26 protein-coding genes, 1 tRNA gene and 1 riboswitch are annotated in these 24,401 nt (G+C 74.9%); of the genes, 21 read left to right on the top strand and 6 right to left on the bottom strand.

Annotated features, from left to right (window positions below):
- The first annotated feature begins 293 nt into the window (after nucleotides 1–293).
- A complete protein-coding gene (locus tag VMV22_11180; GenBank protein ID HUY22885.1) occupies nucleotides 294–1,061 on the top strand; it encodes an enoyl-CoA hydratase/isomerase family protein in 768 nt (255 codons plus the stop codon).
- A 28-nt stretch (nucleotides 1,062–1,089) separates the two neighbouring features.
- On the opposite strand, the gene VMV22_11175 is transcribed toward VMV22_11180, so the two are convergent.
- Nucleotides 1,090–1,162 (bottom strand) — tRNA-Thr (locus tag VMV22_11175).
- A gap of 105 nt (nucleotides 1,163–1,267) precedes the next feature.
- Between VMV22_11175 and VMV22_11170 the strand changes: the two genes are divergently transcribed.
- The 3 genes from VMV22_11170 to otsB are packed head-to-tail and all read left to right on the top strand — an operon-like array spanning nucleotide 1,268 to nucleotide 2,965.
- A complete protein-coding gene (locus tag VMV22_11170; GenBank protein HUY22884.1) occupies nucleotides 1,268–1,528 on the top strand; it encodes a DUF3263 domain-containing protein in 261 nt (86 codons plus the stop codon).
- Entirely contained in the window at nucleotides 1,525–2,121 is a 597-nt protein-coding gene (locus VMV22_11165) for a LytR C-terminal domain-containing protein (GenBank protein ID HUY22883.1), read from the top strand. Before VMV22_11170 ends, VMV22_11165 begins: the two co-directional genes overlap by 4 nt.
- A 16-nt stretch (nucleotides 2,122–2,137) precedes the next feature.
- A complete protein-coding gene (gene otsB, locus VMV22_11160) occupies nucleotides 2,138–2,965 on the top strand; it encodes a trehalose-phosphatase (protein ID HUY22882.1) in 828 nt (275 codons plus the stop codon).
- A gap of 26 nt (nucleotides 2,966–2,991) precedes the next feature.
- Here the strand turns inward: otsB and VMV22_11155 are convergent, their stop codons facing one another.
- Nucleotides 2,992–4,368, bottom strand: coding sequence for a trehalose-6-phosphate synthase (locus VMV22_11155; GenBank protein ID HUY22881.1), 1,377 nt, complete (start codon nucleotides 4,366–4,368; stop codon nucleotides 2,992–2,994).
- A gap of 56 nt (nucleotides 4,369–4,424) precedes the next feature.
- Here VMV22_11155 and VMV22_11150 point away from each other — a divergent pair, with 56 nt between their 5' ends.
- Genes VMV22_11150 through VMV22_11140 form a run of 3 tightly spaced genes read left to right on the top strand, consistent with a single transcriptional unit; the run spans nucleotide 4,425 to nucleotide 7,939 of the window.
- Nucleotides 4,425–5,621, top strand: a complete 1,197-nt coding sequence (locus VMV22_11150) for a glycerate kinase (protein ID HUY22880.1) — start codon at nucleotides 4,425–4,427, stop codon at nucleotides 5,619–5,621.
- Nucleotides 5,622–6,239, top strand: a complete 618-nt coding sequence (locus tag VMV22_11145) for a helix-turn-helix domain-containing protein (protein ID HUY22879.1) — start codon at nucleotides 5,622–5,624, stop codon at nucleotides 6,237–6,239. It begins immediately after the preceding gene.
- A gap of 32 nt (nucleotides 6,240–6,271) precedes the next feature.
- Nucleotides 6,272–7,939, top strand: coding sequence for an MFS transporter (locus VMV22_11140; protein ID HUY22878.1), 1,668 nt, complete (start codon nucleotides 6,272–6,274; stop codon nucleotides 7,937–7,939).
- Nucleotides 7,940–8,057: 118 nt separating this feature from the next.
- Here VMV22_11140 and VMV22_11135 read toward each other — a convergent pair whose 3' ends face one another.
- Nucleotides 8,058–8,909 (bottom strand): glucosyl-3-phosphoglycerate synthase, encoded by an 852-nt coding sequence (locus tag VMV22_11135; protein HUY22877.1) that lies wholly within the window; start codon nucleotides 8,907–8,909, stop codon nucleotides 8,058–8,060.
- Between the two features lie 82 nt (nucleotides 8,910–8,991).
- A riboswitch (SAM riboswitch) is annotated at nucleotides 8,992–9,095 on the top strand.
- Nucleotides 9,096–9,104: 9 nt separating this feature from the next.
- Between VMV22_11135 and VMV22_11130 the strand changes: the two genes are divergently transcribed.
- From VMV22_11130 to chrA, 13 genes are all read left to right on the top strand, one after another.
- On the top strand, nucleotides 9,105–10,361 hold the full coding sequence (locus VMV22_11130; protein HUY22876.1) for a threonine synthase: 1,257 nt from the start codon (nucleotides 9,105–9,107) through the stop codon (nucleotides 10,359–10,361).
- On the top strand, nucleotides 10,358–10,633 hold the full coding sequence (locus VMV22_11125) for a ubiquitin-like small modifier protein 1 (GenBank protein ID HUY22875.1): 276 nt from the start codon (nucleotides 10,358–10,360) through the stop codon (nucleotides 10,631–10,633). The genes VMV22_11130 and VMV22_11125 overlap by 4 nt, the downstream gene beginning before the upstream one ends.
- A gap of 169 nt (nucleotides 10,634–10,802) precedes the next feature.
- On the top strand, nucleotides 10,803–12,425 hold the full coding sequence (groL, locus tag VMV22_11120; GenBank protein HUY22874.1) for a chaperonin GroEL: 1,623 nt from the start codon (nucleotides 10,803–10,805) through the stop codon (nucleotides 12,423–12,425).
- A 108-nt stretch (nucleotides 12,426–12,533) separates the two neighbouring features.
- The gene (locus VMV22_11115; GenBank protein HUY22873.1) at nucleotides 12,534–13,235 is read left to right on the top strand and encodes a chlorite dismutase family protein; all 702 of its coding nucleotides are present in this window, start codon (nucleotides 12,534–12,536) and stop codon (nucleotides 13,233–13,235) included.
- On the top strand, nucleotides 13,225–14,106 hold the full coding sequence (gene larE / locus VMV22_11110; GenBank protein ID HUY22872.1) for an ATP-dependent sacrificial sulfur transferase LarE: 882 nt from the start codon (nucleotides 13,225–13,227) through the stop codon (nucleotides 14,104–14,106). The genes VMV22_11115 and larE overlap by 11 nt, the downstream gene beginning before the upstream one ends.
- Nucleotides 14,103–14,342 (top strand): NIL domain-containing protein, encoded by a 240-nt coding sequence (locus tag VMV22_11105; protein ID HUY22871.1) that lies wholly within the window; start codon nucleotides 14,103–14,105, stop codon nucleotides 14,340–14,342. The genes larE and VMV22_11105 overlap by 4 nt, the downstream gene beginning before the upstream one ends.
- 35 nt (nucleotides 14,343–14,377) lie before the next feature.
- On the top strand, nucleotides 14,378–14,836 hold the full coding sequence (locus VMV22_11100) for a hypothetical protein (protein HUY22870.1): 459 nt from the start codon (nucleotides 14,378–14,380) through the stop codon (nucleotides 14,834–14,836).
- A 76-nt stretch (nucleotides 14,837–14,912) separates the two neighbouring features.
- Nucleotides 14,913–15,791: a phosphate ABC transporter ATP-binding protein gene (locus VMV22_11095; protein HUY22869.1), complete on the top strand. Its 879-nt coding sequence runs from the start codon at nucleotides 14,913–14,915 to the stop codon at nucleotides 15,789–15,791.
- A gap of 106 nt (nucleotides 15,792–15,897) precedes the next feature.
- On the top strand, nucleotides 15,898–17,085 hold the full coding sequence (gene pstS, locus VMV22_11090) for a phosphate ABC transporter substrate-binding protein PstS (GenBank protein ID HUY22868.1): 1,188 nt from the start codon (nucleotides 15,898–15,900) through the stop codon (nucleotides 17,083–17,085).
- A 34-nt stretch (nucleotides 17,086–17,119) separates the two neighbouring features.
- Nucleotides 17,120–18,346 carry a phosphate ABC transporter permease subunit PstC gene (pstC, locus tag VMV22_11085; protein HUY22867.1) on the top strand — a complete coding sequence of 409 codons (1,227 nt, stop codon included), beginning with the start codon at nucleotides 17,120–17,122 and terminating at the stop codon, nucleotides 18,344–18,346.
- A 3-nt stretch (nucleotides 18,347–18,349) separates the two neighbouring features.
- The gene (locus VMV22_11080; protein HUY22866.1) at nucleotides 18,350–19,279 is read left to right on the top strand and encodes an ABC transporter permease subunit; all 930 of its coding nucleotides are present in this window, start codon (nucleotides 18,350–18,352) and stop codon (nucleotides 19,277–19,279) included.
- A complete protein-coding gene (locus tag VMV22_11075; protein ID HUY22865.1) occupies nucleotides 19,276–20,079 on the top strand; it encodes a response regulator transcription factor in 804 nt (267 codons plus the stop codon). Before VMV22_11080 ends, VMV22_11075 begins: the two co-directional genes overlap by 4 nt.
- Entirely contained in the window at nucleotides 20,076–21,236 is a 1,161-nt protein-coding gene (gene chrA / locus VMV22_11070; protein HUY22864.1) for a chromate efflux transporter, read from the top strand. The genes VMV22_11075 and chrA overlap by 4 nt, the downstream gene beginning before the upstream one ends.
- Before the next feature lie 102 nt (nucleotides 21,237–21,338).
- Here chrA and VMV22_11065 read toward each other — a convergent pair whose 3' ends face one another.
- On the bottom strand, nucleotides 21,339–22,037 hold the full coding sequence (locus VMV22_11065) for an NUDIX hydrolase N-terminal domain-containing protein (GenBank protein ID HUY22863.1): 699 nt from the start codon (nucleotides 22,035–22,037) through the stop codon (nucleotides 21,339–21,341).
- 70 nt (nucleotides 22,038–22,107) lie between these two features.
- Between VMV22_11065 and VMV22_11060 the strand changes: the two genes are divergently transcribed.
- Entirely contained in the window at nucleotides 22,108–22,308 is a 201-nt protein-coding gene (locus VMV22_11060) for a hypothetical protein (protein HUY22862.1), read from the top strand.
- Here VMV22_11060 and VMV22_11055 read toward each other — a convergent pair.
- On the bottom strand, nucleotides 22,233–23,258 hold the full coding sequence (locus VMV22_11055) for an alpha/beta hydrolase (GenBank protein HUY22861.1): 1,026 nt from the start codon (nucleotides 23,256–23,258) through the stop codon (nucleotides 22,233–22,235). The genes VMV22_11060 and VMV22_11055 overlap by 76 nt on opposite strands.
- A gap of 97 nt (nucleotides 23,259–23,355) precedes the next feature.
- The gene (locus tag VMV22_11050) at nucleotides 23,356–24,399 is read right to left on the bottom strand and encodes a patatin-like phospholipase family protein (GenBank protein HUY22860.1); all 1,044 of its coding nucleotides are present in this window, start codon (nucleotides 24,397–24,399) and stop codon (nucleotides 23,356–23,358) included.
- Nucleotides 24,400–24,401: the final 2 nt, after the last annotated feature.

Here is a 24,401-nt window from a genome sequence, read left to right as displayed (position 1 = left end):
CGGCGTCCCGGCGCGCCGCCCGCCTGCCGGGCCGATGGCGTCCGCGAGGCCGGGCGGGGCGAGCCGGTGACGCCCCGCCGTCGGGCCGGTCGCCGTCCCGCCGGCGCCGCGCCGGCACCGGGCCGGGCGGTTCGCCGTTCCGACGGCGTGCCCCGTCCGGCGTGTCCTGCACCCATCGACGACATCCCGTCCTCGGGCCCCCAGGGCCCTCCATCCTGCCCGATGGTCACCCCCACCGCTGCCCCGGGGCCACGCGTCGTGCGATCATCTGGCGGGACGAGCAGGGGAGCCTGGTGGCGGTGGGGTCGGTGGTCGAGGTGGGGCGCGTGGGGGCGGTGGCGGTGGTCACCGTCACGCGCGGCAAGGTGAACGCCGTCGACGTCGAACTGCTCGACGAGCTGCAGGCCGTCGTCGACAGCCTCGGGAACGACGACGAGGTGCGGGCCGTCGTGCTCACCGGCGCCGGGCGCGCCTTCTCGGCCGGTGTCGACCTGCCGCGCGTCCTCGACGGGGGCGCCGCGTACGCCGAGCACCTCATCGCCGGGCTCAGGCGGGTGTTCGAGACGCTCTTCGCCTTCCCCAAGCCGACCGTGGCCGCCGTCAACGGCGCGGCCGTCGCCGGCGGGTGCATCGTCGCCTGCGCGTGTGACCGCCGCCTCATGGCGCAGGGCGCGCGCATCGGGGCGAGCGAGCTCGTGGTGGGTGTGCCGTTCCCGGCGTCGGCCATCGAGGTCGTGCGCCACGCGTGCGGCCCGCGCACCGAGGACGTCGTGTTCACGGGTGCGCTGTTCGACGCCGCGGGCGCCGTCGCCGTGGGCATGGTCCACGAGGTGCACGCCCCCGACACCCTGCTCGAGCGCGCCGTCGCCGTCGCCGGGGAGCTCGGCGAGATCGCCCCCGCCGCCTACCGGCTCGCCAAGGAGCAGCTGCGCCGGCCCGCCCTGCAGCGCATGCGACGCGACGCCGCCGCGGTCGACGCCGAGGTGGCCCGGGAGTGGGCGGCGCCGCACACCCACGAACGCCTGCGCCGGCAGCTCGAGCGCCTGGCGGCACGACGGTGACCGTGACGGCGGCCCGGCGGCCGTGTCGAGCCGGTGGTGGGACTCGAACCCACGACCTGACGATTACAAGTCGTCTGCGCTTCCAACTGCGCCACACCGGCCTGCGCGCAACGCTACCGCCCGCCCTCGGCGACCCGGCGCCGACGGGGGTGCAGGGCGGGGGATCCTTGCTTCGCGCGCGGTGCGCAGGCAGGCTTGACCCCGCGATGGCATTGACCGACCAGGACCGCAAGATCCTCGACTTCGAGGAGTCGTGGTGGACCCGGCCCGGTGCCAAGGCCGCCGCCATCCGCGAACGGCTCGGCATGTCGCCCACGCGGTACTACCGGCGCCTGTCGGAGCTCGTCGACGCCGCCGGCGCTTTCGAGCATGCGCCCCTCGTCGTCCGCCGGCTGCAGCGTCGCCGGCGCGACCAACGGCGCAACCGCTTCGAGACCCCGGCCGAGCACCAGCACCCACGGCGATGACCGCGCCGGAGAACGACTCCCCGCCCCCGGCGAACTGGATCCGCGGCGCCGGCGTGGTCGCCGTGGCCGTCGTGGTGGGCATCGTCCTGATGCCGTCGGCGACGCGCCCCCCGATCCAGGTGGCCAGCGCGTCCGAGTCGACGCCCACGAGCCCGGCCGGCGGGACCACGACGACCGCGGCCGGTGCCACCACCACCACCACGGCCCGGACCACCACCACGACGGCGGCGCCGACGGTGCTGCCGGGGGCGTCGGCCATCCACGTGCTGGTGGCGAACGGCACGAGCATCAGCGGGCTGGCCGGGGGGGTCGGCACCTACCTGCGCACGCGGGGGTTCGGCACGCTGGCCGCCGCCAACGCCACCACCAGGGTGTCGGCGACACAGGTCTACGCGGCCGCCGGTGAGCAGCGGGCCGCCACCACCGTGGTCGGCGCGCTGGGCCTGTCCGCCGGCGTGGTGCAGCCGTCGAGCGCCGTGGCCCCGGTGGCCAGCACCGCCGGCGCCACCGTGGTCGTGATCGCCGGGCCCGACCTCGCCCGTCTGGCGCCCGGCGCCTCCACCTCGTCCGCGTCGAGCGCCTCGACCCGCTGACGGGCGCGGCACGCCCGTGGGAGCAGGCGAGCCCGACGGCGCCGCCCCCCCCGACGCGCTGGGGGCGCTGGCGGTGCTGCTCGAACGGCCGGGGGCGAGCGCCGTCCTGACCGACTTCGACGGGACGTTGGCGCCGATCGTCGCCGACCCGGCGACCGCCGTCGCCCTTCCCGAGGCCGCCGCCGTGCTGGCCGCCCTGGCCGAGCGCTTCGCCGTGGTGGCCGTGGTGTCGGGCCGGCCGGTGGCCTTCCTGGCCGAGCGCCTGGCCGGCGCGGGCCGGGGCGTCCGGCTCGTCGGCGTCTACGGGCTCGAGTGGCTCGAGGACGGCGAGGTCCGCCACGCCCCCGGGGCCGAGCCGTGGCGGGGGGCCGCCGCCCGGGTGGCGGACGCGGCCCGGGCCGAGTTCGCCGGGGAGGCGGTGGGGATCGAGGACAAGGGGGCGTCGGTCACCGTGCACTGGCGCCAGGCGCCGGCCGCGGGCGAGCGGGCCTGGGCCTTCGCCCGGGACTGGGCGCAGCGCACCGGGCTGCGGCTCCAGCCCGGGCGGATGGCCGTGGAGTTCCGGCCACCGGTCGACATCGACAAGGGGGTCGTGGTGGAGCGCCTCGCCGCCGGGTGCGCGGCGGCGTGCTTCGTCGGCGACGACGCCGGCGACCTGGCGGCCTTCGCCGCCCTCGACCGCCTGGCGGCGACGGGCACGCGCGGCGTGCGGCTGGCGGTGGCCGACGAGGAGTCGCCCCCCGAGCTCGTGGCCACCGCCGACATGGTCGTCCACGGGCCCGCCGAGGCGCTGGCCCTGCTGGCCACCCTGGCCACCCGGGCGGCGGGCCCTCCCACGGGCTGACGCCGGGAGCCGGGGTGCGATCCCCGTCAGCCGGCGAGGGCCGAGGACAGCTGGTCCGCCAGCCAGTCGCCCGGCTTGCGCTGCGAGACGACGGCCCGCAGCCCCTCGGCGCGCCGCGCCCGCTCGTCGGCGGGCATGTCGAGCGCCTCCAGGAGGGTGCCGGCCGTGCCGGTGACGTCGAAGGGGTTGACCTCGAGCGCCTGGCCGTGCAGCTCGGCGAAGGCGCCCGCCTCGCGCGACAGGGCGAGCACCCCGTCGGCGGTGTTCACGAGCGGGCCCTCCTTGGCCACCAGGTTGAGCCCGTCGCGCAGGGGGTTCACCAGGAGCACGTCGTAGCGGACCAGCGCGGCCAGCGACCTCCCGGGGTCGTCGGCCACGTCGAGGATGATGGGCGCCCAGTCGTCGGTGCCCCACGTGTCGTTGACGTGGCGTGCGGTGTGCTCCACCTCGGCCCCGTAGGCGAGGTACTCCGGCAGCGCCTGGCGCGACGCGTACGCCAGCGCCAGCAGCACCACCTGGCCGCGCAGCTCGGGCCGCAGGCGCAGCATCTCGTCGAAGGCCCAGAACCCCCGCAGCAGGTTCTTGGCGGGCTCGATCCGGTCGACGCGCAGCACCAGGCGCCGGCCGCGCAGGAGCTCCTCGAGGCGCTCGCCGGCCGCCACGCACTCCGCCGAGGCGGCCCGTTCGAACAGGCTGCCGGGGTCGGGGGTGAGCGGCGACACGAAGGTGCGGCGGGCGTCGACGCCCATGTCGGCGCAGCACGCCCGGTAGGCCGCCTCCCAGCGCTCGGTGTGGAAGCCACAGGCGGCCGCGGCCGCCATGCCCTGCAGGACCTCGCGGGCCACGGCCTCGGGCAGGACGCGCAGCATGCTGGGGTCGGCGAAGGGGGTGTGGGTGAAGTGCACGGTGTGCAGATCGGGCCGCCCCTCGGCCAGCAGCTTGGGCAGGAGGCTCAGGTGGTAGTCCTGCACCAGCACGGTGGCGCCCTCGCCGGCGGCCTCCTCGACCACCGTGGCGAACAGCCGGTTGAGCTGGCGGTAGGCCTCCCAGGCGCCGGCCCAGTGCCGGTCGAAGCGCGGCCGGCGCGACAGGTCGAAGAGGTGGTGGTGGAGGTACCACAGGGTGGAGTTCGACACGACGTCGTAGGCCATCCGGTACGTGTCGAGGTCGGGCTGCACCGTCACCAGGCGCAGGCCCCGCTCGGTCATGAGCCCTTCGGCCGTGGCCAAGCGGTCGGCCTCGGACATGGCGCACGCCACCCACGTCGCCCCGCTGCCCTCGAGCTGCGGGTGCAGGGCGGCCGCCAGGCCCCCGGCGGAGCCGGACGGCACCGGACGCCCCGAGCCGTCCAAGGAGAACGACAGCGGGCCCCGGTTGGAGGCGATGACCAGGTCCGCGCCCATACCGGCGACCCTACCCCTCCCCCACAGGCCCCACCCGGACGGGCCACCATGGCGCCATGACCGCAGCACCGTCGTCCCCGCCCGGCGTGCTGGCCGCCCCCGACGCCTTCAAGGGCACCGCCGGCGCCCCGGTGATCGCCGAGGCCATCGCCGCCGCCGCGGCCCGGGCCGGATGGAGGTGCGACCTGTGCCCGCTCTCCGACGGCGGGGAGGGCTTCGCCGACGTCCTGGCGGCGGGGCCGGGGACGGCCCGGACCGGGGGCCGACCGCGGGGTCGCAGCTTCGGCCGGCCGGGGGAATGGCGCCGGGCCCTCGTCACGGGGCCCCTGGCCCGGCCGGTGACGGCGCGATGGTGGATGGCGGGCGGCGACGCCGTGATCGAGTCCGCGGCCGCCTCGGGCCTGCCGCTGGCGGGCGGCGCCGAGGGCAACGACCCCCTGGGGGCGACCACCCGCGGTACGGGCGAGCTCGTGGTGGCGGCGCTGGCGGCCGGCGCCCGGCGCGTGCTGATCGGCGTGGGCGGTTCCGCCACCACCGACGGGGGCCTGGGGGCGATCGAGGCCATCGAGCAGGCCGGCGGTCTCGGCGGCGCCGAGGTCGTGGTGGCCTGCGACGTGGCGGCGCGTTTCGTGGAGGCCGCCGAGGGCTTCGGTCCCCAGAAAGGCGCCACCCCGGCCCAGGTCGTCGAGCTGCGCCACCGGCTCGAGGCGCTCGCCGGCACCCTGCGGGACCGCTACGGGGTCGACGTACGTGCCCTGCCCGGATCGGGGGCGGCCGGTGGGCTGGCCGGGGGCCTGGCGGCCCTCGGGGCGCGGCTCGTGCCCGGGTTCGACCTCGTCGCCGACACGGTGGGGCTGGCGGCGCGCCTCGCCCGCGCCGACGTCGTGGTGACGGGGGAGGGCCGGCTCGACGGGTCGTCGTGGTCGGGGAAGGTGGTCGGGGGCGTGGTGCGGGCGGCCGCCCGGGTGGGTGTGCCCGTGCTGGTCGTGGCGGGTGCCGTGGGGCCCGGCGGGGTCGAGGGCGTCTCCTCGGCCGCGTCGGGGCCGTCGGTCGCGGGCCCGGCTTCCGGGGGCACGACGTCCGGGGGCACGACGTCCGGGGGCACGACGTCTGGAGGGACGGTCGTCGAGGTCGTGAGCCTCACCGACCGCTGTGGCCCGGCCCGGTCCCTCGCCGACCCGGCCGGGTGCGTGGACGAGGTCGTGGGTGCCGCCCTGGCGGAGCGCCGCGGGCCGCCCTTGACAATAAAGTGAGTGACCACTAACTTAGTCCTCGTGACGACGGCTGCGGGCACGGTGAGGGGCTCGGGCGCTCTGCGCCAGACGGCCGACGAGCGCCGGGCGTCGGTGCTGCGGGCGGCCATGGCGGAGTTCGCCAAGGGCGGCTACGCCGGCACCTCGACGGAGGCCATCGCGGCACGCGCCGAGATCTCCCAGCCCTACGTCTTCCGGCTCTTCGGGACCAAGCGCGAGCTGTTCGTCGCCACCATGGAGCTCATGCACGCCCGCATCGAGGCCACCTTCCGGACCGCGGCCGACGGCCTGTCGGGCATCGACGCCATGGCCGCCATGGGGGAGGCCTACAAGGAGCTGTTGAGCGAGCGCGATCTGCTCCTGGTGCAGCTGCACGCCTACGCGGCGTCCGCGGACGAGGAGATCCGTCGGGCCGCCCGCGAGGGGTTCCGGCGCCTGTGGACCATCGTGGGGCAGCTGACCGGGCTGCCCGAGGACGACGTGCGTGCCTTCTTCGCCCAGGGGATGCTGCTGAACGTGGTGGCGGCGATCGACGCCGCCGCGCTCGACGAGTCCTGGGCCCGGGCCTGCCAGGCCGACCCCGAGCACGTCTTCGCCCACCATCGGGCGACGTCCTGACCCACCTGCTGCCGCCATCGGAAGGGGATCCCATGCCCACCCAAGCTAGTAATCACTCACTAGTCGGCTCGGCGTCACCGGACCGGGCACCCAGCACGGCCCGCGGCGCGGCGGCCTGGGCCGTCGTCATCACCTCCCTGGCGCTGTTCATGGCGACCCTCGACAACCTGGTGGTGACCACGGCCCTGCCCGTGATCAAGGACCATCTCCACGCCGGGCTGGCCGGGCTCGAGTGGACCGTCAACGCCTACACCCTCACCTTCGCCGTCCTGCTCCTCACGGGGGCCGCCCTCGGGGACCGCTTCGGGCGCCGGCGCCTGTTCGGCGTCGGGCTCACGGTCTTCACGGTGGCCTCGGCCGCCGCCGCCCTGTCGCCGTCGATCGGCTGGCTGGTCACGGCGCGCGCCGTGCAGGGCGCGGGCGGCGCCCTCGTGATGCCGCTGTCGCTGACCCTGCTGTCGGCGGCGGTATCCCCCGAGCGGCGCAACCAGGCGCTCGGCGTGTGGGGCGCCATCGGCGGGATCGCCGTGGCCGCCGGCCCTCTCGTTGGCGGGGCGGTGACGAGCGGGTGGTCGTGGCAGTCCATCTTCTGGATCAACGTGCCCGTGGGGATCGTGCTCCTCGGCCTCGCCCGCTGGCGCCTGGCGGAGTCCTCCGGCCCGCGCCAGCCGCTCGACGTCGGCGGCGTGGTGCTCGCCACCGCCGGGCTCCTCGGCGTCGTCCTCGGCCTCGTGCGCGCCAACGCCCACGGCTGGACCAGCCCGGGGGTCCTGGCGTCGTTCGCCGCCGGCGCCTTCGGGCTGGCGGGGTTCGTGGCGTGGGAGCAGCGCGCCGCCAGCCCCATGCTCCCGCTGCGGCTGTTCCGCAGCCGCTCGTTCTCGGCCGTCAACGTGGTGGCGATGTTCATGAGCTTCGGGATGTTCGGCTCGATCTTCTTCCTGTCGCAGTTCCTCCAGGTGGTGCAGCACTACTCGCCGTTCGCCGCCGGGCTGCGCGTCCTGCCGTGGACGGGCATGCCCATGCTGATGGCCCCGGTGGCCGCCGCCCTGGCCCAGCGGTTCGGGGGTCGGCCGGTCCTCGCCGTCGGACTGGCCCTGCAGGCCGCGGGCCTGGCGTGGCTGGCGCTCGAGACGCGACCGACCGTCGGCTACGGCGCGCTGTGGATGCCGTTCGTGCTGTCGGGCGTCGGGATGGCCTTGTTCTTCGTGCCCCTGGCGTCGGTCGTGCTGTCCTCGGTGCCGCCCGAGCAGGAAGGCGTCGCCTCGGGCGCCAACGGCGCCTTCCGGGAGATCGGGGGTGTGCTCGGCATCGCCGTGCTGGGGGCGGTGTTCTCGGCCCGGGGCGGCTACGCGAGCGGCCCCGCCTACGTCGCCGGCCTGCGCCCGGCGGTGTGGGTCGGGGTGGCCGTGGTCGGCGCCGGCGCGGTCGTGGCCCTGGTGCTCCCCCGCCGGGGTGGGGTGGTCGCCGGCGCGGCCTCCGTCCTCGCCGGCTCGCACGCCGTGCCCGTCGTCGACGGCGTCGTCGACGGCGTCGTCCCGGCGGGTGCAGCCGCCCTGATGCCCTCGCCCCCCGCGTCGCCGCTCCCCGTCGGCGCCGGTTCCGCCGGCACGGTCCCCGGTCCCGGCGGGCCGGGGCGATCGGGCCGCGACGCCCGGCGCGCCCGGGTGCGGGTGCCCGAGCTCGCCTGCGATCCGGAGTGACGCACGTTCTTCCGGCGCGTCAGCCGCGGTCCGGATCGACGCCGCGCCCCCCGGCGCGTGAGCGCCCCGCGCCCCCCGGCGCGTGAGCGCCCCGGGCCCGCCCGCCGGCCCCGGTGACTCAGCGACCGTCGTGGCCCGGGGGCGCCACCCCGGCCCGCACGAGCGCGGCCCGCAGGACGTCGGTCGCCTGGGCGCGCAGCTCGCCCAGTGGCCGGTTGCGGTGGATGCGCACCCCCAGGTCGACCTGGGCGATGTGGTCGGCGCCGAAGTGGTCGGCCACGTCGACGAGCAGCCCCAGCTCCACGCCGTACCCGGGGGCGAGGCCCGTCTTGTCGAGGACCGTGCGGGGCACGGCCGTCTCCCCGGCGAGGGGCTGGCGCACCCCCCCGAGGAGCGGGAACAGCAGGTCGATCAGGGGGCGGGCGACGAGCTCGGTCACCCGCCCGCCGCCGCCGGGCTCGCCGTGCAGCGGGCGCTCGTAGAAACCCTTCACGAGCGCCACGTCGGGCTCCCCCGCCGCGGGCGACGCCAGCAGGGGGCCGAGCAGTCCCGTGACGAAGTGGGGGCCGAAGTTCTCGACGTCGGCGTCGAGGAAGACGAGCAGCTCGGCCTCGGTCTCCGCCACCGCCACCGCCATGGCCTCGCCCTTGCCCGCCCCGCCCGGGCGCGTCGTGACGACGCGCGCCCCGGCGCGCCGGGCGACCGCCCCGGTGCCGTCCTCGGAGCCGTCGTCCACCACGAGGACCTCGTCGACGAGGTCGACCCCGCCCCCGGCGGCACACAGCGTGGCCCGCACTACGGCCACGATGGCGCCCACCGTGGGGGCCTCGTTGCGAGCCGGCACGCACACGGCCACCCGGCGCTCGCCACGCGCCGCGGCCAGGCGGGCCGGCTCGTAGTCACGGTGGTCCGTGGTCCGGAGGTCCGTGGTCCGGAGGTCCGGGGGCGGCGGGTTCGAGGCGGTGGCCACGTCCCGATCATCCCCCATTCCGGCGGGGGCGCCCCCGCGCCCCCCTGCATTGACGAGGGCGCCGTCCTGGTCCACCATGGAGGGATCATCCAGAGCGGCTGAGGGACGGGCCCTGTGACGCCGCGGCAACCAGCGCATCTCGCCATCGAGGTGGGACGCCAGGTGCCAATGCCCGAGCGATGAGGAGGAATGTTCGTGGGATTCGTCACCGGGCTCCGCTGCCGGGAATGCGGGCGCGCCTACCCCGCGGAGGCGCTGCACGTCTGTGACTACTGCTTCGGGCCCCTCGAGGTGGCCTACGACTACGAGGCCCTGCGGGCGTCGGTGACCCGGGCCGAGATCGCGGCCGGCCCCCAGACGATCTGGCGCTACGCCTCGCTCCTGCCGGTGTCGGACCCCGCGCCCATCGACCTCGGCACCGGCTGCACCCCCCTGGTGCGGGCCGACCGCCTGGCCGCCGAGCTCGGGCTGGGCGAGCTGTGGCTGAAGAACGACACCGCCAACCCCACGGGCTCGTTCAAGGACCGCGTGGTGTCGGTGGCCCTCACCAAGGCCCGCCAGCTCGGGTTCAAGGTGGCGGCGTGCGCCTCCACCGGCAACCTGGCGAACTCGGTGGCCGCCCACGCGGCGCGCGCCGGCATGGTGTCGGTGGTGTTCATCCCCCGCGACCTCGAAGTGGCGAAGGTCGTGACCACGGCCGTCTACGGCGGCCACGTGGTGGCGGTGGAGGGCACCTACGACGACGTCAACCGGCTGTGCGCCGAGCTCACCAGCGATCACCCGTCGTGGGCGTTCGTCAACGTCAACGTGCGCACCTACTACGCCGAGGGGTCCAAGACCCTCGCCTTCGAGGTGGCCGAGCAGCTCGGCTGGCAGGCGCCGGACCACGTGGTCGTGCCGGTGGCCTCGGGCAGCCAGCTCACCAAGATCGCCAAGGGCTTCACCGAGCTGCACGCCGTGGGGCTGCTCGACGAGGAGCCCCACGTGCGGGTGTCGGGCGCCCAGGCGGCGGGGTGCTCACCGGTGGCGACGGCGTTCGCCGAGGGGAGCGACGCCATCCGGCCGGTGCGGCCCCACACCATCGCCAAGTCCCTCGCCATCGGCAACCCCGCCGACGGCTGGTACGCCCTGCAGACCGTGCGCACCAGCGGCGGGGCGCTCGAGGCCGTGACCGACGACGAGATCATCGACGGGATCCGCCTGCTCGCCCGGACCGAGGGGATCTTCGCCGAGACCGCCGGGGGCGTCACCGTCGCCACCCTGGCCAAGCTGGCCGGCCAGGGCGTGGTGCGGCGCGACGAGCGCGTCGTCGCCTACATCACGGGTCACGGCCTGAAGACGGTGGAGGCGCTCGTCCCGACCGTGGGCCCCACGGCCACGATCGCCCCGACCCTCGACGCCTTCCACGAAGCCGTGGACGTCGACGCCGACGTGGACGGGGGCCGGCCGTGAGCGTGACCGTCCGCATCCCGGCCCAGCTGCGCACCCTCACCGGGGGTTCGGCCCAGGTCCCGGTGGAGGGGGCCACGGTGGGAGCCGTCCTGAAGGCGCTCGACGCCGCCCACCCCGGGTTCGGCGACCGGCTCTTCGACGAGGACGGGTCCCTGCGCCGTTTCGTGAACGTCTTCCTCGCCGACGAGGACGTGCGCTTCCTCGACGGGCTCGACACGCCGGTCACCGCCGGCCAGACGCTGTCGATCGTCCCCGCCGTCGCCGGGGGCTGAGGCCCGGCCCTCCGGGGCGGCCGGCGGTTGCGCGGCCCCCGGGCCCGTGGTTTGCTGTTAGCACTCCAACCGCTAGAGTGCTAACGGTCGGACGGCGCGCCCGCCCCTGGTGGGGCTTCCCGGCGCCGCCCGCGACACCCGGACCAGGACCCACGGAGGAAACCACGCCATGCCCAAGCTGATCGCCTTCGACGAGGAGGCCCGCCGGGCCCTCGAGAACGGCATGAACAAGCTCGCCGACGCCGTACGCGTGACCCTCGGCCCGAAGGGCCGCAACGTCGTGCTCGAGAAGAAGTGGGGTGCCCCGACCATCACCAACGACGGGGTGTCGATCGCCAAGGAGATCGACCTCGAGGACCCGTGGGAGAAGGTCGGCGCCGAGCTGGTGAAGGAAGTGGCCAAGAAGACCGACGACGTCGCCGGTGACGGCACCACCACCGCCACCGTGCTGGCGTGGGCCATGGTCCACGAGGGCCTGCGCAACGTGGCCGCCGGCGCCAACCCGATGTCGCTCAAGCGCGGCATCGAGGCGGCCGTCGAGACCGCCATCGAGTCGCTCAAGAGCCAGGCCAAGGAGACCGAGTCCAAGTCGCAGATCGCCCAGGTGGCCGCCATCTCGGCCGCCGACGTCGAGATCGGCGAGATGATCGCCGAGGCCATCGACAAGGTCGGCAAGGACGGCGTCATCACCGTCGAGGAGTCGCAGACTTTCGGCATGGAGATGGACCTGGTCGAGGGCATGCGCTTCGACAAGGGCTACATCTCGCCGTACTTCGTCACCGACCCCGAGCGCATGGAGGCCGTCCTCGAGGACCCCTACGTGCTCTTCGTGGCCAGCAAGATCTCGGCCGTGCGCGACCTGCTGCCGGTGCTGGAGAAGGTGATGCAGACGGGCAAGGCGCTCGTGATCATCTCCGAGGACGTCGAGGGCGAGGCCCTGGCCACCCTGGTCGTGAACAAGATCCGGGGCACCTTCAAGTCCGTGGCCGTGAAGGCCCCGGGCTTCGGGGAGCGCCGCAAGGCGATGCTCCAGGACATGGCCATCCTCACCGGCGGCCAGGTCATCACCGAGGAGGTCGGCCTCAAGCTCGAGAACGTCGGGCTCGAGATGCTCGGCCGGGCCCGCAAGATCGTCGTGACCAAGGACGAGACGACGGTCGTGGAGGGTGCCGGCGAGGAGTCCGAGATCAAGGGCCGGATCAACCAGATCAAGGCCGAGATCGAGAACACCGACTCCGACTACGACCGGGAGAAGCTCCAGGAGCGCCTGGCCAAGCTGTCCGGGGGCGTGGCGGTCATCAAGGTCGGCGCGGCCACCGAGGTCGAGCTCAAGGAGAAGAAGCACCGCATCGAGGACGCCGTGTCCACGACCAAGGCGGCCATCGAGGAGGGCGTGGTCCCCGGCGGGGGCGTGGCCCTGCTGCGGTCCCAGGCCGCCATCCTGGACCGCGCCGAGAAGCTCGAGGGCGACGAGGCCACGGGGTGCCGCATGGTGTCCCGGGCCGTGGAGGAGCCCCTGAAGCAGATCGCCGTCAACGCCGGCCTCGAGGGCGGCGTCGTGGTCGAGAAGGTGCGCAACCTGAAGAAGCCGGCCGAGGGCCTCAACGCCGCCACCGGCGAGTACCAGGACCTGTTCGCCGCCGGCGTCATCGACGCCGTCAAGGTGACCCGCTCGGCGCTGCAGAACGCGGCGTCGATCGCGGCCCTGTTCCTCACCACCGAGGCGGTCATCGTCGACAAGCCGGAGAAGGACGCCATGCCCATGCCGGGTGGGGGGATGGACGACTTCTAGTCCACCGGGGTGGCGGCCCGGGCCTCGGTGCCCGGCCACCACCGTGGGATCCGTGTTGCCGAGGGGCGCCCGACCGGGCGCCCCTCGGTCGTTTCCTACACTGGGGCCGTGGCCATCCCCGGCGGTCGACCCGCACCGGACCTCGTCGGCCCGACCGTCGGGTGGGGCGTCCTCCATCTCTTCGTGCGGGCGGGCCCGGCGGTGGACGCCGAGGCCGTCGTGCGGGCCGTCGAGGACGCCCGGTCGGCCGGTGACCAGGTGGTGACGGCGTCGCTGCTCGGGCACAAGGCCGACGTGGCCGTGATGGTGCTCGGGCCCGACATGTGGCGCCTGCGGGCCCTGCAGAGCGCGCTGCGCGCCGCGGGCTTCGAGGTGGTCGGGTCGTACGTCTCGCTCACCGAGGTGTCCGAGTACGCGCAGGGCATGCCCGAGGAGATGCTGCAGGCCCGCCTGTACCCGACCCTGCCGCCGAAGGACAAGCCGGCGTTCTGCTTCTACCCGATGTCGAAACGCCGCAGCGCAGAGCACAACTGGTACGCGCTGGGATTCGACGAGCGCAAGGCGCTCATGCTCGGCCACGGTGCCGTCGGCCGGACGTTCCACGGGCGCATCCTGCAGCTCATCACGGGGTCGACCGGGCTCGACGACTGGGAGTGGGGCGTGACGCTGTTCGGCACGCACCCCGACGACCTGAAGGAGTGCGTCTACCAGATGCGCTTCGACGAGGCCTCGGCGCACTACGCCGAGTTCGGGCCGTTCTGGACCGGGATGGTGGCCGAGATCGAGGACGTGCTCGACAGTGTCCTCTGACGCGCCCTCGGACGCCCGCACCGACGCCCGCAGGGTGGGCGCCGCCCTCGGGGCGCTGCGCGCCGAGGTCGCCTCGATCGGCCGCGCCGTGGTGGCCTTCAGCGGCGGGGCGGACTCGGCCCTCGTGGCGCGCGTGGCCACCGACGTCCTCGGTGCCCGGCGCGTGCTGTGCGTCACGGCCGTGTCACCGTCGCTCGCGCCAGAAGAGCTCGCCGACTGCGAGGCGCTCGCCGCCGAGTGGGGCCTGCGCTGGCGCCGGGTGCGCACCGGCGAGCTCGACGTCGCCGCCTACGCGGCCAACGACGGCGACCGCTGCTACCACTGCAAGGCGAGCCTGCTGTCCGCCCTGGCGCCGTTGGCCGCCGCCGAGTCGGCCACCGTGCTCCTCGGCGTGAACCTCGACGACCTCGGTGACCACCGCCCGGGCCAGCGGGCCGCCGCCGAGCGCGGGGCGCGCTTTCCCCTGGTCTCGGCCGGGCTGACCAAGGCGGACGTGCGTGCCGTGGCCCGGCATCTGGGGCTGCGGACGTGGGACAAGCCCGCCGCCGCCTGCCTGGCGTCGCGCGTGCCCTACGGCACGCCCGTGACCCTTGGCACGCTCACCACCGTGGCCGCCGCCGAGTCGGCCCTGCGCGCCCTCGGGTTCGGGCAGCTGCGCGTGCGGCACTACGGCGACCTGGCGCGCGTGGAGCTCGAGGGGGACGACCTGGCGACCGCCGTGGAGCGGCGCGTCGAGGTGGTGCAGGCGGTGCGCGGCGCCGGGTACCGCTACGTGGCGCTCGACCTCGAGGGCTTCCGGTCGGGAAACCTCAACCAGGCGCTCTCCGTCGCCGGCGCCGCCGGCCGGGGCGCGCCACAAGGAGCGACATGATCGACGTCCGGGTGAAGCTCACGTTCCCCGAAGACCTCGTGCGCCGGCCGTTCATGGCCCAGCTCGTGCGCGAGCACAACGTGGAGCCCAACATCCGCCGGGCCAACGTCGACGACCACGAGGGGTGGATCGTGTGCGAGATCGAGGGCGAGCCGGTCGACGTCGAGGAGGCCCTGGCGTGGCTGCGGACGCAGGGCGTGCGCGTCGACCTCCTCGGCGACGTGGTGGAGAGCTGACACCCGGGACCGGGACCTCGGATCCCGACAGGCTGTTGGCGGACGTCGGTGCGCTGCTGGCCGAGCGCGTCGCCGCCGCCGTGCCGGGCTGGGTGGTGCGGTGCGTGGACGGCGTCCTGCCGGCCGGCGCCCCCGACCGGCGGGCGGTGCTGGCGCAGGCCGAGGCGGCCGGCCACCGGGCCGGCGACGAGGTGGGCGACGCCCTGCGGGCGCTGCTCGGTGCGGACGTCGACTCCCAGCACTCGACCCCGTTGGCGGTGCTGCGGGCCGCCGCCGACCATCCCACGGCGGTGTTGCGCGCCGCGGGGGTGCCGCCCGTCGAGCGCGACCGGTTCGCGCAGGAGCGCTTTCCCTCGGACGTCTACGCGCTGACCCCGGCGTCGCTGGCCGCCGTGGACCCGGCCCTGGCCGAGCCGGCCATCGCCTGGGGCGCCGCCAAGGCCATGGCGCACCGGCGGCGCCACGGCGACGCCCGCCCGGATCACGGTTCGTAGGAGTTCACCCAACGATCATCGACGCGTCGCCCGTTGTTCGCGGTTCGTTCACCTGCCCTGGGTAACTTCGCACCCGATGCCAACCGAATCCGGGCCCGTCTCCGGGGGCCACCGTCCCCCCGGCGAGCCGTCGACCTCGACCCCGGCCCCCGAGCAGTTGGCCGGGCGGGCCCCGGCCACCACCGCCGTGGGGCTCCTCGAATCCCCCCTTCTGGTGGCTCGCGACGTGGGCGTCGGTTTCGGGGCCAAGACGGTCCTGAGCGGCGTCGACCTGGGTTTCGCGCCGCGGACCATCACGGCGCTCATCGGGCCCACCGGCTGCGGCAAGTCGACCTTCCTGCGGTCGATGAACCGGATGAACGACAAGGTGCGCGGCTACTGGCGCACCGGCGCCATCGAGCTCGAGGGCCTCGAGATCACGGGCGCCGACATGGACCCCCTGGTGCTGCGCCGCCGGGTGGGCATGGTGTTCCAGCGGCCCAACCCCTTCCCCATGTCGATCCGCGACAACGTCGTGGCCGGGGTGAAGGCGCACCGCCTGGCGCCGCGCCGCGAGCTCAGCGACATCGCCGAGCGGTACCTGAAGGAGGTGGGGCTGTGGGCCGCGGTGGCCGACCGCCTCGACGACTCCCCGTTCCGCCTGTCGGGCGGCCAGCAGCAGCTGCTGTGCCTGGCACGCGCCCTGGCGGTGGGGCCCGACGCCCTGCTCCTCGACGAGCCGACGTCGTCGCTCGACCCCGTCACCACCGAGATGGTGGAAGCGCTCCTGCGCAAGCTCGCCACCGACCTCACGATGGTCATCGTCACCCACAACCTCGCCCAGGCCCGCCGGGTGGCCGCCACCACCGCGTTCCTCTACAACGGCCGGCTGGTCGAGGTGGGCGACACCGAGCGGATCTTCGACGCGCCCACCGAGCCCGAGACCGTCAGCTACGTGAGCGGCCGGATCGGATGAGCGCCGCCTGACGCCCCCGGTGCCGGGTCGTGGCCGTCGGGCCACGGCACCACGTTTCTCCCGCAGGGAAGACCCCGCAGTTCCGACGAAAGGAGCTTCACCCCGTATGTCCACGCGCCCCCACACCCCTCCGGCTCCGGCCACCTCCCGGCGACGTGCCGGCCGCTTCGGCGGCACGGCGGTGCTGACGGTCCTGGCCGCGTCCGCCGTGCTGGTCTCGGCGTGCAGCTCGTCCACGTCCACGGCGACCTCGTCCACCACGTCCACCACGACCGCCGCGGCCACGCTGCAGAGCCTGGAGAACTGGCCGACGAGCTCCATCGCCCTGCAGGAGACGGGCTCGAGCCTGTTGTACCCGCTGTTCAACCTGTGGACCCAGAAGATCCAGCAGGCGTGGCCGAGCGTGTCGATCACGACGGCGTCGACGGGATCGGGAACCGGCATCTCGTCGGCGGCCGCCGGCACCGTCAACATCGGCGCCTCCGACGCCTATCTGTCGCCGGCCCAGGTGCAGCAATACCCAGGGCTGCTCAACATCCCGCTCGCCATCTCGGCGCAGGAGGTGAACTACAACGTCCCCGGGGTCACCGGCCATCTGAACCTCGACGGACCGACGCTCGCGGCCATCTACCAGGGCACCATCACGAAGTGGAACGACGCCAAGATCGCCGCCCTGAACCCCGGCGTGACGTTGCCCGGCATCCCGATCGTCACCGTGCACCGGTCGGACAGCTCGGGTGACACCTTCCTGTTCAGCTCGTTCCTGACGGCATCGGACCCGTCGGGCTGGACGATCCCGCCGGGCACCACCGTCGCCTGGCCGAACGCGCCCGGCGCGGTGGCCGCCCAGGGCAACGGCGGCATGGTGCAGGCCTGCCAGCACAACACCGGGTGCATCGCCTACATCGGCGTGAGCTACCTGAACCAGGCCACCGCGGCCGGGCTCGGCTACGCGGCGCTGAAGAACAAGGCGGGGAACTACGAGCTGCCCACGCAGGCCACCGCCGGCGCGGCGGCGGCGAGCTTCGCCAGCTCCACCCCGGCCTCGGGGGCCGTGTCGATGATCTTCGGCCCCGCGTCCGACGGGTACCCGATCGTGAACTACGAGTATGGGATCGTGCCGACCAAGCAGCCCGACGCGTTGGCCGCCCAGGCGGCGAAGGCGGTGCTGGCGTGGGCCATCGACGCGACCGGTGGCAACGCGCCGACGTATCTCGACCAGGTCGGTTTCGTGGCGCTGCCGAGCCAGGTGGTGGCGCTGTCCACCAAGCTCATCGCCAAGATCACCCACTAGGCCCCGAGGTCACGGGAACAGGGACCACGCCGCCATGGCCGGCACGGCCCGCGCCGCGATCGCCGAGGACGAGAGGAGGGGGAGCGATCTCGCCCCCCTCCTCTCCCTCGTCACCGATTCCCCGTCGGTGGCGATGAGCCCGCCTGGGCCCGGTGCCCCCGCAGGAGCTGGCGGTCGGCGCGGGGGTGGCGGGAGCCCGGCAGGCGGGCCCGGTGACGGCGGCGGCCCGGGCCTTCCGCCGGCGCGGCGCAGGCGGGCCACGGCGTGGTGGCGTGCCGAGCGTCTCCTGCCGCACGGCCTGCACGCCATGGCCTTCGTGCCGCTGGTCGCCCTCGTGCTCATCATGGGGGCGTTGCTGTGGAAAGCCCTGCCGGCCATCCGCTTCAACGGCTTCGGGTTCTTCACCCGCACGCAGTGGAGCGTCGGCAACCTCTACGCCCCGCTCGTCTCCACCGGCGGGATCACACACCCGCCCCTGGCGTCGTACGGGGCGCTCCCGCTCATCGTCGGGACGCTCGTCTCCTCGGCGATCGCCGTCGTCCTGGCCGTGCCCGTCGCCGTGGGCACCGCGCTGATCGTGGTGGAGAAGCTCCCGCCGCGCCTGTCGAGTGCGGTGGGATTCTGCCTCGAGGTGCTGGCCGGGGTGCCGAGTGTGGTCATCGGCCTGTGGGGCTTCTTCACGCTCGGCCCCTTCCTCTCCCACCACGTCGAGCCCCTGTGGGCCGACCACATCCCGGACGTGCCCGTGCTGCGGTTCTTCCGGGGGCCGACGGGGGGCGGGCAGGGCCTGTTCACCGCCGGGGTGGTCCTCGCCATCATGATCCTGCCGATCGTCGCCGCCACCACGCGGGACCTGCTCCGCCAGGTGCCGCGCGCCAGCGTGGAGGGCGCGGTGGCGCTGGGGATGACCGACTCCGAAGCCCTCGGCACGGTCACCATTCCGTGGGTGCGTGCCGGCGTCATCGGCGCGTCGGTGCTCGGGCTGGGCCGGGCCCTGGGCGAGACGATCGCCATGGCCATGGTGAGCGGCTCGCTGCTCGGCGCCAACGTCCACTCCGCCTACGGCTCGTTCAACACCATCGCCGCCGCCATCGTCAGCCAGCTCGACGGCGCTCTCACCGACGTCAGCGGCCTCGCCACCGACACCCTCGCCGAACTGGCCTTCGTGCTGCTGGTGATCACGCTGGTCGCCAACGTCGGCGCCCGCCTCCTGGTGCGGCGGGTGGCGACGACGGCGCTCCCGGTGGGCCGGGGGATCTGAACCGTGGCCCCGGACTCCCCGGCGGCGGTCGCCACCGCCGACGCGCCCGCCCGCCTCGGGCCCCGCAAGACGCGCAACCGGCTCACGTGGGTGCTGTGCGGCGTGGCCCTCGCCCTGGTGGTGATCCCGGTGGTGTCGATCATCGCGGGCGTTGCCGGTCGGGCGGTCACCCACTGGCACTTCAAGGTGCTCACGACCTATCCGCTCGGCAACGCCGGCGGCCTGCTCAACTCGATCCAGGGCACGGTCGTCCTCGTGGCGGGGGTGCTGGTCCTGGCCGGGGCGATCGGCATCGCCGGAGGCGTCCACCTCGCCGAGTACACGCGCACCGACCGGGGCCAGTTCCTGCGCGGCGCGTCGGAGGTGCTGGCCGGTGTGCCCTCCATCGTCCTCGGCTACGTCGGCTACATCGCCTTGGTCGTGCAGTTCCACTGGGGCTACTCGCTCTACGCGGGGATCATCGTGGTCGGGGTCCTCGTCGTCCCGTACATCTCGAAGACGACCGAGGTGGCGCTGCGCACCGTCCCCACGGCGTACCGCGAGGGTGGCGAGGCGCTCGGGATGCGCAGCAGCTACGCCCTGCGCAAGCTCGTGCTCCGGCCCGCACTTCCCGGCATCGTCACCGGATTGATCATCGCCATCGCCATCGCCATCGGCGAGACCGCCCCGCTGCTCTACACGGCCGGGTACAGCACGCGGCCGCCGACCCTCAACCTCCACAACTCGCCCATCGGGTACCTGACGTACAACGTCTTCACCGACTACAACCAGCCCTTCGAGGTCGCCCATCAGCGCGCCGACGCCGCCGCGCTCCTGTTGATGGCACTGGTGCTGGTCCTCATCGTCGTGGCCCGTGTCCTCGTCATGACCACGCAGCGGCACTCGCCGGACCGCCCCCAGCGTTTCGCCAAGGGCGCCAAGAGCGCCACGTGAGCCCGGTCGAGCGCGACCGCGACGCAGCTGACGGGCGCGCCGGCACGCGCCACCCCGGGGACCGCATCCGCATCCTGGTCGTGGAGGACGAGGAGTCCTACCGCGAGGCGCTGCAGGTGGGCCTCTCCACCGAGGGCTTCGAGGTCGAGCTGTCCGCCGACGGCCTCGACGGCCTGCGGCGCTTCCAGGCCCGGCCTCCCGACCTCGTCCTGCTCGACGTGCTGCTCCCGGGCATGACGGGGACCGAGGTGTGCCGGCGCATGCGCGACATCGCGCCGGTGCCGGTGATCATGGTCAGCGCGCTCGACGCCGAGGTGGACGTCGTCCTCGGCCTCGAGCTCGGCGCGGCCGACTACGTCACCAAGCCGTACCGCCTGCGCGAGCTCGTCGCCCGCATCCAGTCCGTACTGCGGCGCGTGGCGCCGCCCCCGTTCGCGCCCCCCGCCGGCGCCGATGGGGCCCGGTCCGACCGGGTCGAGGCCGGCCCGGTGCGCGTCGACTTCGCCCGGCGGGTCGTGACCGTCGCCGGGCGGCCGGTGCACCTGTCGCGCCGCGAGTTCGACCTCCTGGCGCTGCTGTTGTCGCCGCCGGGACAGGTCCGCACCCGCGACGAGCTGATCGACCGACTGTGGTCGGGGCGCGACCTGGCCGACACCCGCACGCTCGACACCCACATCCGCCGGCTGCGGGTCAAGGTCGAACGCGACCCGGCCCGGCCGCAGTACCTTGTGACGGTGCGCGGGGTGGGCTTCCGGTTCGACGCGGAAGGCGGGGGGAAACCCGAGCTCGACGAGCGGTGAGCGAGGGCCGCCGCGGGCTCCTGGCCGTGGCCCGCGTCTCGGCCACGCTGGGGGTGATCGGCTTCGGCGGCCCCGCCGCCCACGTGGCCATGCTGCGGGTCGAGGTCGTCGAGCGCCGCCGCTGGCTCACCGACGCCGAGTTCCTGGAGCTGTTCGCCGCCACCGGCGCGCTGCCGGGCCCGGGCTCGACCCAGATGGTGATCGCCGTGGGCCGGCGCCGCGCCGGATGGGCGGGGCTGGCGGTGGCGGGGACGTGCTTCATCGCCCCCTCCACCGCGACGGTCCTCGTCCTGGCCTGGCTGTATGTCCGCTACGGCCACCTCCCGGCCGTCGGAGGCCTGCTCTACGGGGTGAAGCCGGTGGTGGTGGCGGTGATCGTCGTGTCGCTGTGGGGCCTGGGCCGCGGCGTCGTCGCCACGGGGGCGCTCCCGGCGGCGGTGTCGGTCGCCGCGGCCGCGGGCTTCCTCGCCGGTGTCGACCCGCTCGTCGTGCTCGGGGCCGGGGCCGCGGTCGTCACGGTGTGGCGCAACCGGGGGAGCGTCCGGGCGCGAGGCGCGGCGGTGGTGGCCCCGGCGCTGGCGCTCGCCGCCGCCGGGCGCGGCGGGCGGGCCCGGCCCGGTGCCACCGCGACGGTGCACGTGGGCCTGTGGCCCGTCGCCCGCGAGTTCGCCAAGCTGGGCGTGATCGTGTTCGGCAGCGGCTACGTCCTGCTCGCGTTCTTGCAGCGTGACCTCGTGCACCAGTTGCACTGGCTCGGCGCCAGGCAACTGCTCGACGCCGTGGCCGCCGGCCAGGTCACACCGGGGCCGGTGTTCGCCACCGCCACCTTCGTGGGGTACCTGGTGTCGGGGGTGCCCGGCGCCCTCGTGGCGACGATCGCCATCTTCCTGCCGTCGTTCGTCATGGTGGCGGCGCTCATCCCGCTTCTCTCGAAGGTCCGGCGCTCGTCGTGGGCGTCGGGCGCTCTCGACGGTGCGGGGGCCGTGGCCGTGGGGCTCATGGCCGGCGTGGCCGTCACCCTGGCCCGCAGCGGCCTCGTGGGCCCGCTGGCCGTCGCCGTCGGCGTGGTGGCCCTGGTGGTGCTCGCCCGCTTCCGGGTCAACACGGCGTGGATGGTGCTCGCCGGCGGGGTCGTGGGCGTCCTCCACAGCCTGTGAGCACCGGCGCGGACGCGCCGGCCCCGGTGAGCGCACCGGCCCCGGGCGACGGCGTGGCGGTGGGCGACGGGGTGGCGGTGGGCGACGGGGTGGCGCCGAGGCTCAGCCCGGGGGCGCCTCGCCTCGCCACATGGGGCGACGGGGTCGGTCGAAGAGCACGTCGAGGTGCTCCCCCCGCAGCGCCGCGAACACGTGGTTGCCCCACCGCTCGGCCCCGGCGAGGGGCTGGGGGAGCTTGTCGGCGGCGAACCACCCGACGTCGGCGCACTCGAGCGGGTGGGCGCGCAACGTCCCGCCGGTCGCTTTGCAGTGGAAGACGAGGGAGTAGAGCGGGACGCGGGTGAATCCCAGACGCAGCCCGTCGAGCACGGCGATGAGCCGCAGGGGCTCGGCCTCGATCCCCGTCTCCTCGAGGACCTCCTTCACCACGACCTCGGCGGCCGAGTACCCGACGTCGGCCCACCCTGTCGGGTAGAGCCACACGCCGGAGTCGGCCCGCTTGACCAGCAGCAGCTCCCCGTCGTCGTTGCCCACGGCGGCGCCCACGGCGACCTTGGGGGTCACGTAGCCGGGCACACCCCGGCCCACGGCGCGCAGCCACTCCTCCACCAGGTCGTCGGCGTCCTCGACGCCCACCGCGCCCTCGGTGGCGGCCACGCCGATGTCGGCCGCCACCCGGAGGACCTCCTCGAAGCGCTCCCGCTCGTAGAGGCTCTCGGTGAAGCCCAGGCCGGTGCGGGCGATGGCCGCCAGGCTCTCGCTCCAGCGGAGCAATTGCCGGGTGGAGACCGGGGAGTCCACGCCCCGGACGCTAGCCGAGGTCCCCGGCCGGCCGGGCCCCCCACCGACCCCGGGTGGGTCACAATGGTCCATGGCCGTGAACGCCGACTGCCGGCATTACATCATGCAGACCACGGCGCACGACGACAAGCTCGAGCGCTGCCGGGTGGACGCCAACGAGTTGCTCCCCTTCGCGTGCCCCGACGGCTGCGTGTTCTACGAGCCGCGCAACGTGTCGTCGGCCGGGTGGCACGTCGCCCCCCGGCGCGCCGACGACCCGCCCACCGGCTGAGGCGTGCCGAGCAGCCGTCCCAGCGCGTCCCACACCTGGTCGGCGGCCCGGGCGGAAGCCTCCGACACCGCACCGAGGCCCGCGAACCCGTGGGCGAGGGCGGGGAAGTCGAGGGCGCGGACCTCCACGCCGGCGCGCCGGAGGCGCCCGGCGTAGGCCCGGCCCTGGGCGCGCAGCGGGTCGTGGCCGGCCGTGGCCACCACCGCGGGCGGCAGTCCGGCGAGGTCGGCGGCGCACAGCGGGCTGGCGAGCGGGTCGCCGGGGTCGTGGGCCCCCAGGTACTGGTCACAGAACCAGCGCGCCGCCGCCGGGGACAGCAGCGACGCCACGTCGTGTCCCCCGTCCGTCACGCCGCCGGCGCGCAGGTCGACGAAGGGGCACAGCAACGCCTGGGCGGCGAGGGGCGGCCCGCCGCCGTCGCGTACCGCCAGGGTCACGGCGGCGGCCAGGTTGGCGCCGGCGCTGTCGCCCGCCACCGCCAGGCGGGCCGGGTCGGCGCCGAGCCGGCCGGCGTGCGCCGCCACCCAGTCCAGCGCGGCCAGGCAGTCGTGGAGGGCGGCGGGGAAGCGGTGCTCGGGGGCGGTGCGGTAGTCGACACCCACCGTGACCGCCCCGGTGCGCGAGCTCACCGCCCGGCACAGCGGGTCGTGCACACCGGGCCCGCCGACCACCCAGCCCCCGCCGTGGAGGACGACGACGGCGGGCGCGGCGCGCGCCGCCGTGTGCGGGCGGTAGACGTCGAGGGCGATGTCGGCCGTCGTCGGTCCGGGCACGACGACGCGGGTGCGGTGCACCACCGCCGTGGCGTCCACGACCGCCGGCCCGGAGGCCTCGGCCATCATCCGCCAGAACAGCTCCCGGTACTGCGCCGCGGTGACGTGCGCGTAGTCGACGGACCCCAGTCGTGCGAGGCGCTGCGCCAGCGCGCCGGTCTGTTCGTCGAGTGCCACGTCGTGCCGTCGCCGGTTCCCGGGGCTGGCCTCGGCGGTGCGCGTCGTGCGCGGGCCCGGTGGCCCCGATGCCCCGGGGCCGCTTCCGAGCCGGCCGCTAGACCGCCTCGCCCTCCGACGCGGGTGCCTCGGTGTCCACGGGGGCGGGGGCGGGCCGGAAGGTGTCGCCCACGCCGCCGCGCTCCCAGAAGTCGAGGACGATGTCGGCGTTGGCCCGGCCGGCGGCGATCAGGGTGTCGGTGGCCGAGAAGTCGTCGTAGCGCGACACCGGCTCGCTGTCGACGGTGAACACGACGACCTCGACGCCCTCCGGTAGGCGCTCGAGCTCGCGGGCGAATTTGGCGTGCACGGCGATGAAGAACGCCGTCAGCACGGCTTCGACGGGGCGGCGGTAGCGGTGCGGCGTGTAGTGCAGCGGGCCGCACAGCAGGACGAAGATGCGCTCGGCGCCCTGGGCGATGGCCCGCCCGATGGGCACGTTGTCGACCACGCCGCCGTCGATGAAGGCCTCGCCGTCCACCTCCACCGGCGGGAGCAGGGCGGGCAGGGCGGTGGAGGCGAGGATGCGCTCCGCCGCGGAGCCCTCGGTGAACCACTGCGTCCGCCCGTCGGTGAGGGAGGTGGCCACCACCTCCAGGGGGATGGGGCTCTGTTCGAGGCGCTCGAAGGTGAGCCCGGAGTCGATGATGGCGCGGACCCCGTCGTTGGGGTGGACGGCCTCGCGCTGCTGGAAGAACCGCCACGGCGTCGGGAAGCGGCCCTGGGGGAACACGTCCTCGCGGGTGATCTGGCGCCAGCGCTCCACCATGCGGTCGACGCCCGCCGTCGTGGGCTCACCGCAGAACCCGGCGGCGTTGATGGCCCCCACCGACGCTCCGTACACCACGTCGGCGGTGATCCCCCGGTCCAGGAGGGCCTGGAGCATGCCGACCTGCGCCGAGCCCCGCGAGCCCCCGCCGGCGAAGACGAAGGCGGTGCGGACCTTCCGACGCGGCGCCCGCAGGCGGCGGTAGCGGCTGAGCCACCGCCGCGAGGCGCCGGTGCCCGCCACGCGGCGTGTGGTCCCGGGGCCCATGAACACGCCGCCGGGGAGGACGGGCCGGCCCTGCGGCCCCCGGGGGGTCGCGGGAGGCGTGGGCACCG

Source organism: Acidimicrobiales bacterium (genome assembly GCA_035531755.1).
Classification (GTDB): Bacteria; Actinomycetota; Acidimicrobiia; order Acidimicrobiales; family UBA8190; genus DATKSK01.
Note: the sequence above shows the minus strand (reverse complement) of the source record. Positions and strands in the feature narration are given on the sequence as shown.

What these genes read in the sequence shown, in the direction of transcription:
- VMV22_11140 (HUY22878.1), top strand. Translation starts at nt 6,272, where the DNA reads ATGCCCACCCAAGCTAGTAATCACTCACTAGTCGGCTCGGCGTCACCG.
- VMV22_11105 (HUY22871.1), top strand. Translation starts at nt 14,103, where the DNA reads ATGATCGACGTCCGGGTGAAGCTCACGTTCCCCGAAGACCTCGTGCGC.
- VMV22_11155 (HUY22881.1), bottom strand. Translation starts at nt 4,368, where the DNA reads ATGGGCGCGGACCTGGTCATCGCCTCCAACCGGGGCCCGCTGTCGTTC.
- pstC (HUY22867.1), top strand. Translation starts at nt 17,120, where the DNA reads ATGGCCGGCACGGCCCGCGCCGCGATCGCCGAGGACGAGAGGAGGGGG.
- pstS (HUY22868.1), top strand. Translation starts at nt 15,898, where the DNA reads ATGTCCACGCGCCCCCACACCCCTCCGGCTCCGGCCACCTCCCGGCGA.
- VMV22_11060 (HUY22862.1), top strand. Translation starts at nt 22,108, where the DNA reads ATGGCCGTGAACGCCGACTGCCGGCATTACATCATGCAGACCACGGCG.
- VMV22_11165 (HUY22883.1), top strand. Translation starts at nt 1,525, where the DNA reads ATGACCGCGCCGGAGAACGACTCCCCGCCCCCGGCGAACTGGATCCGC.
- VMV22_11150 (HUY22880.1), top strand. Translation starts at nt 4,425, where the DNA reads ATGACCGCAGCACCGTCGTCCCCGCCCGGCGTGCTGGCCGCCCCCGAC.
- VMV22_11170 (HUY22884.1), top strand. Translation starts at nt 1,268, where the DNA reads ATGGCATTGACCGACCAGGACCGCAAGATCCTCGACTTCGAGGAGTCG.
- groL (HUY22874.1), top strand. Translation starts at nt 10,803, where the DNA reads ATGCCCAAGCTGATCGCCTTCGACGAGGAGGCCCGCCGGGCCCTCGAG.
- VMV22_11095 (HUY22869.1), top strand. Translation starts at nt 14,913, where the DNA reads ATGCCAACCGAATCCGGGCCCGTCTCCGGGGGCCACCGTCCCCCCGGC.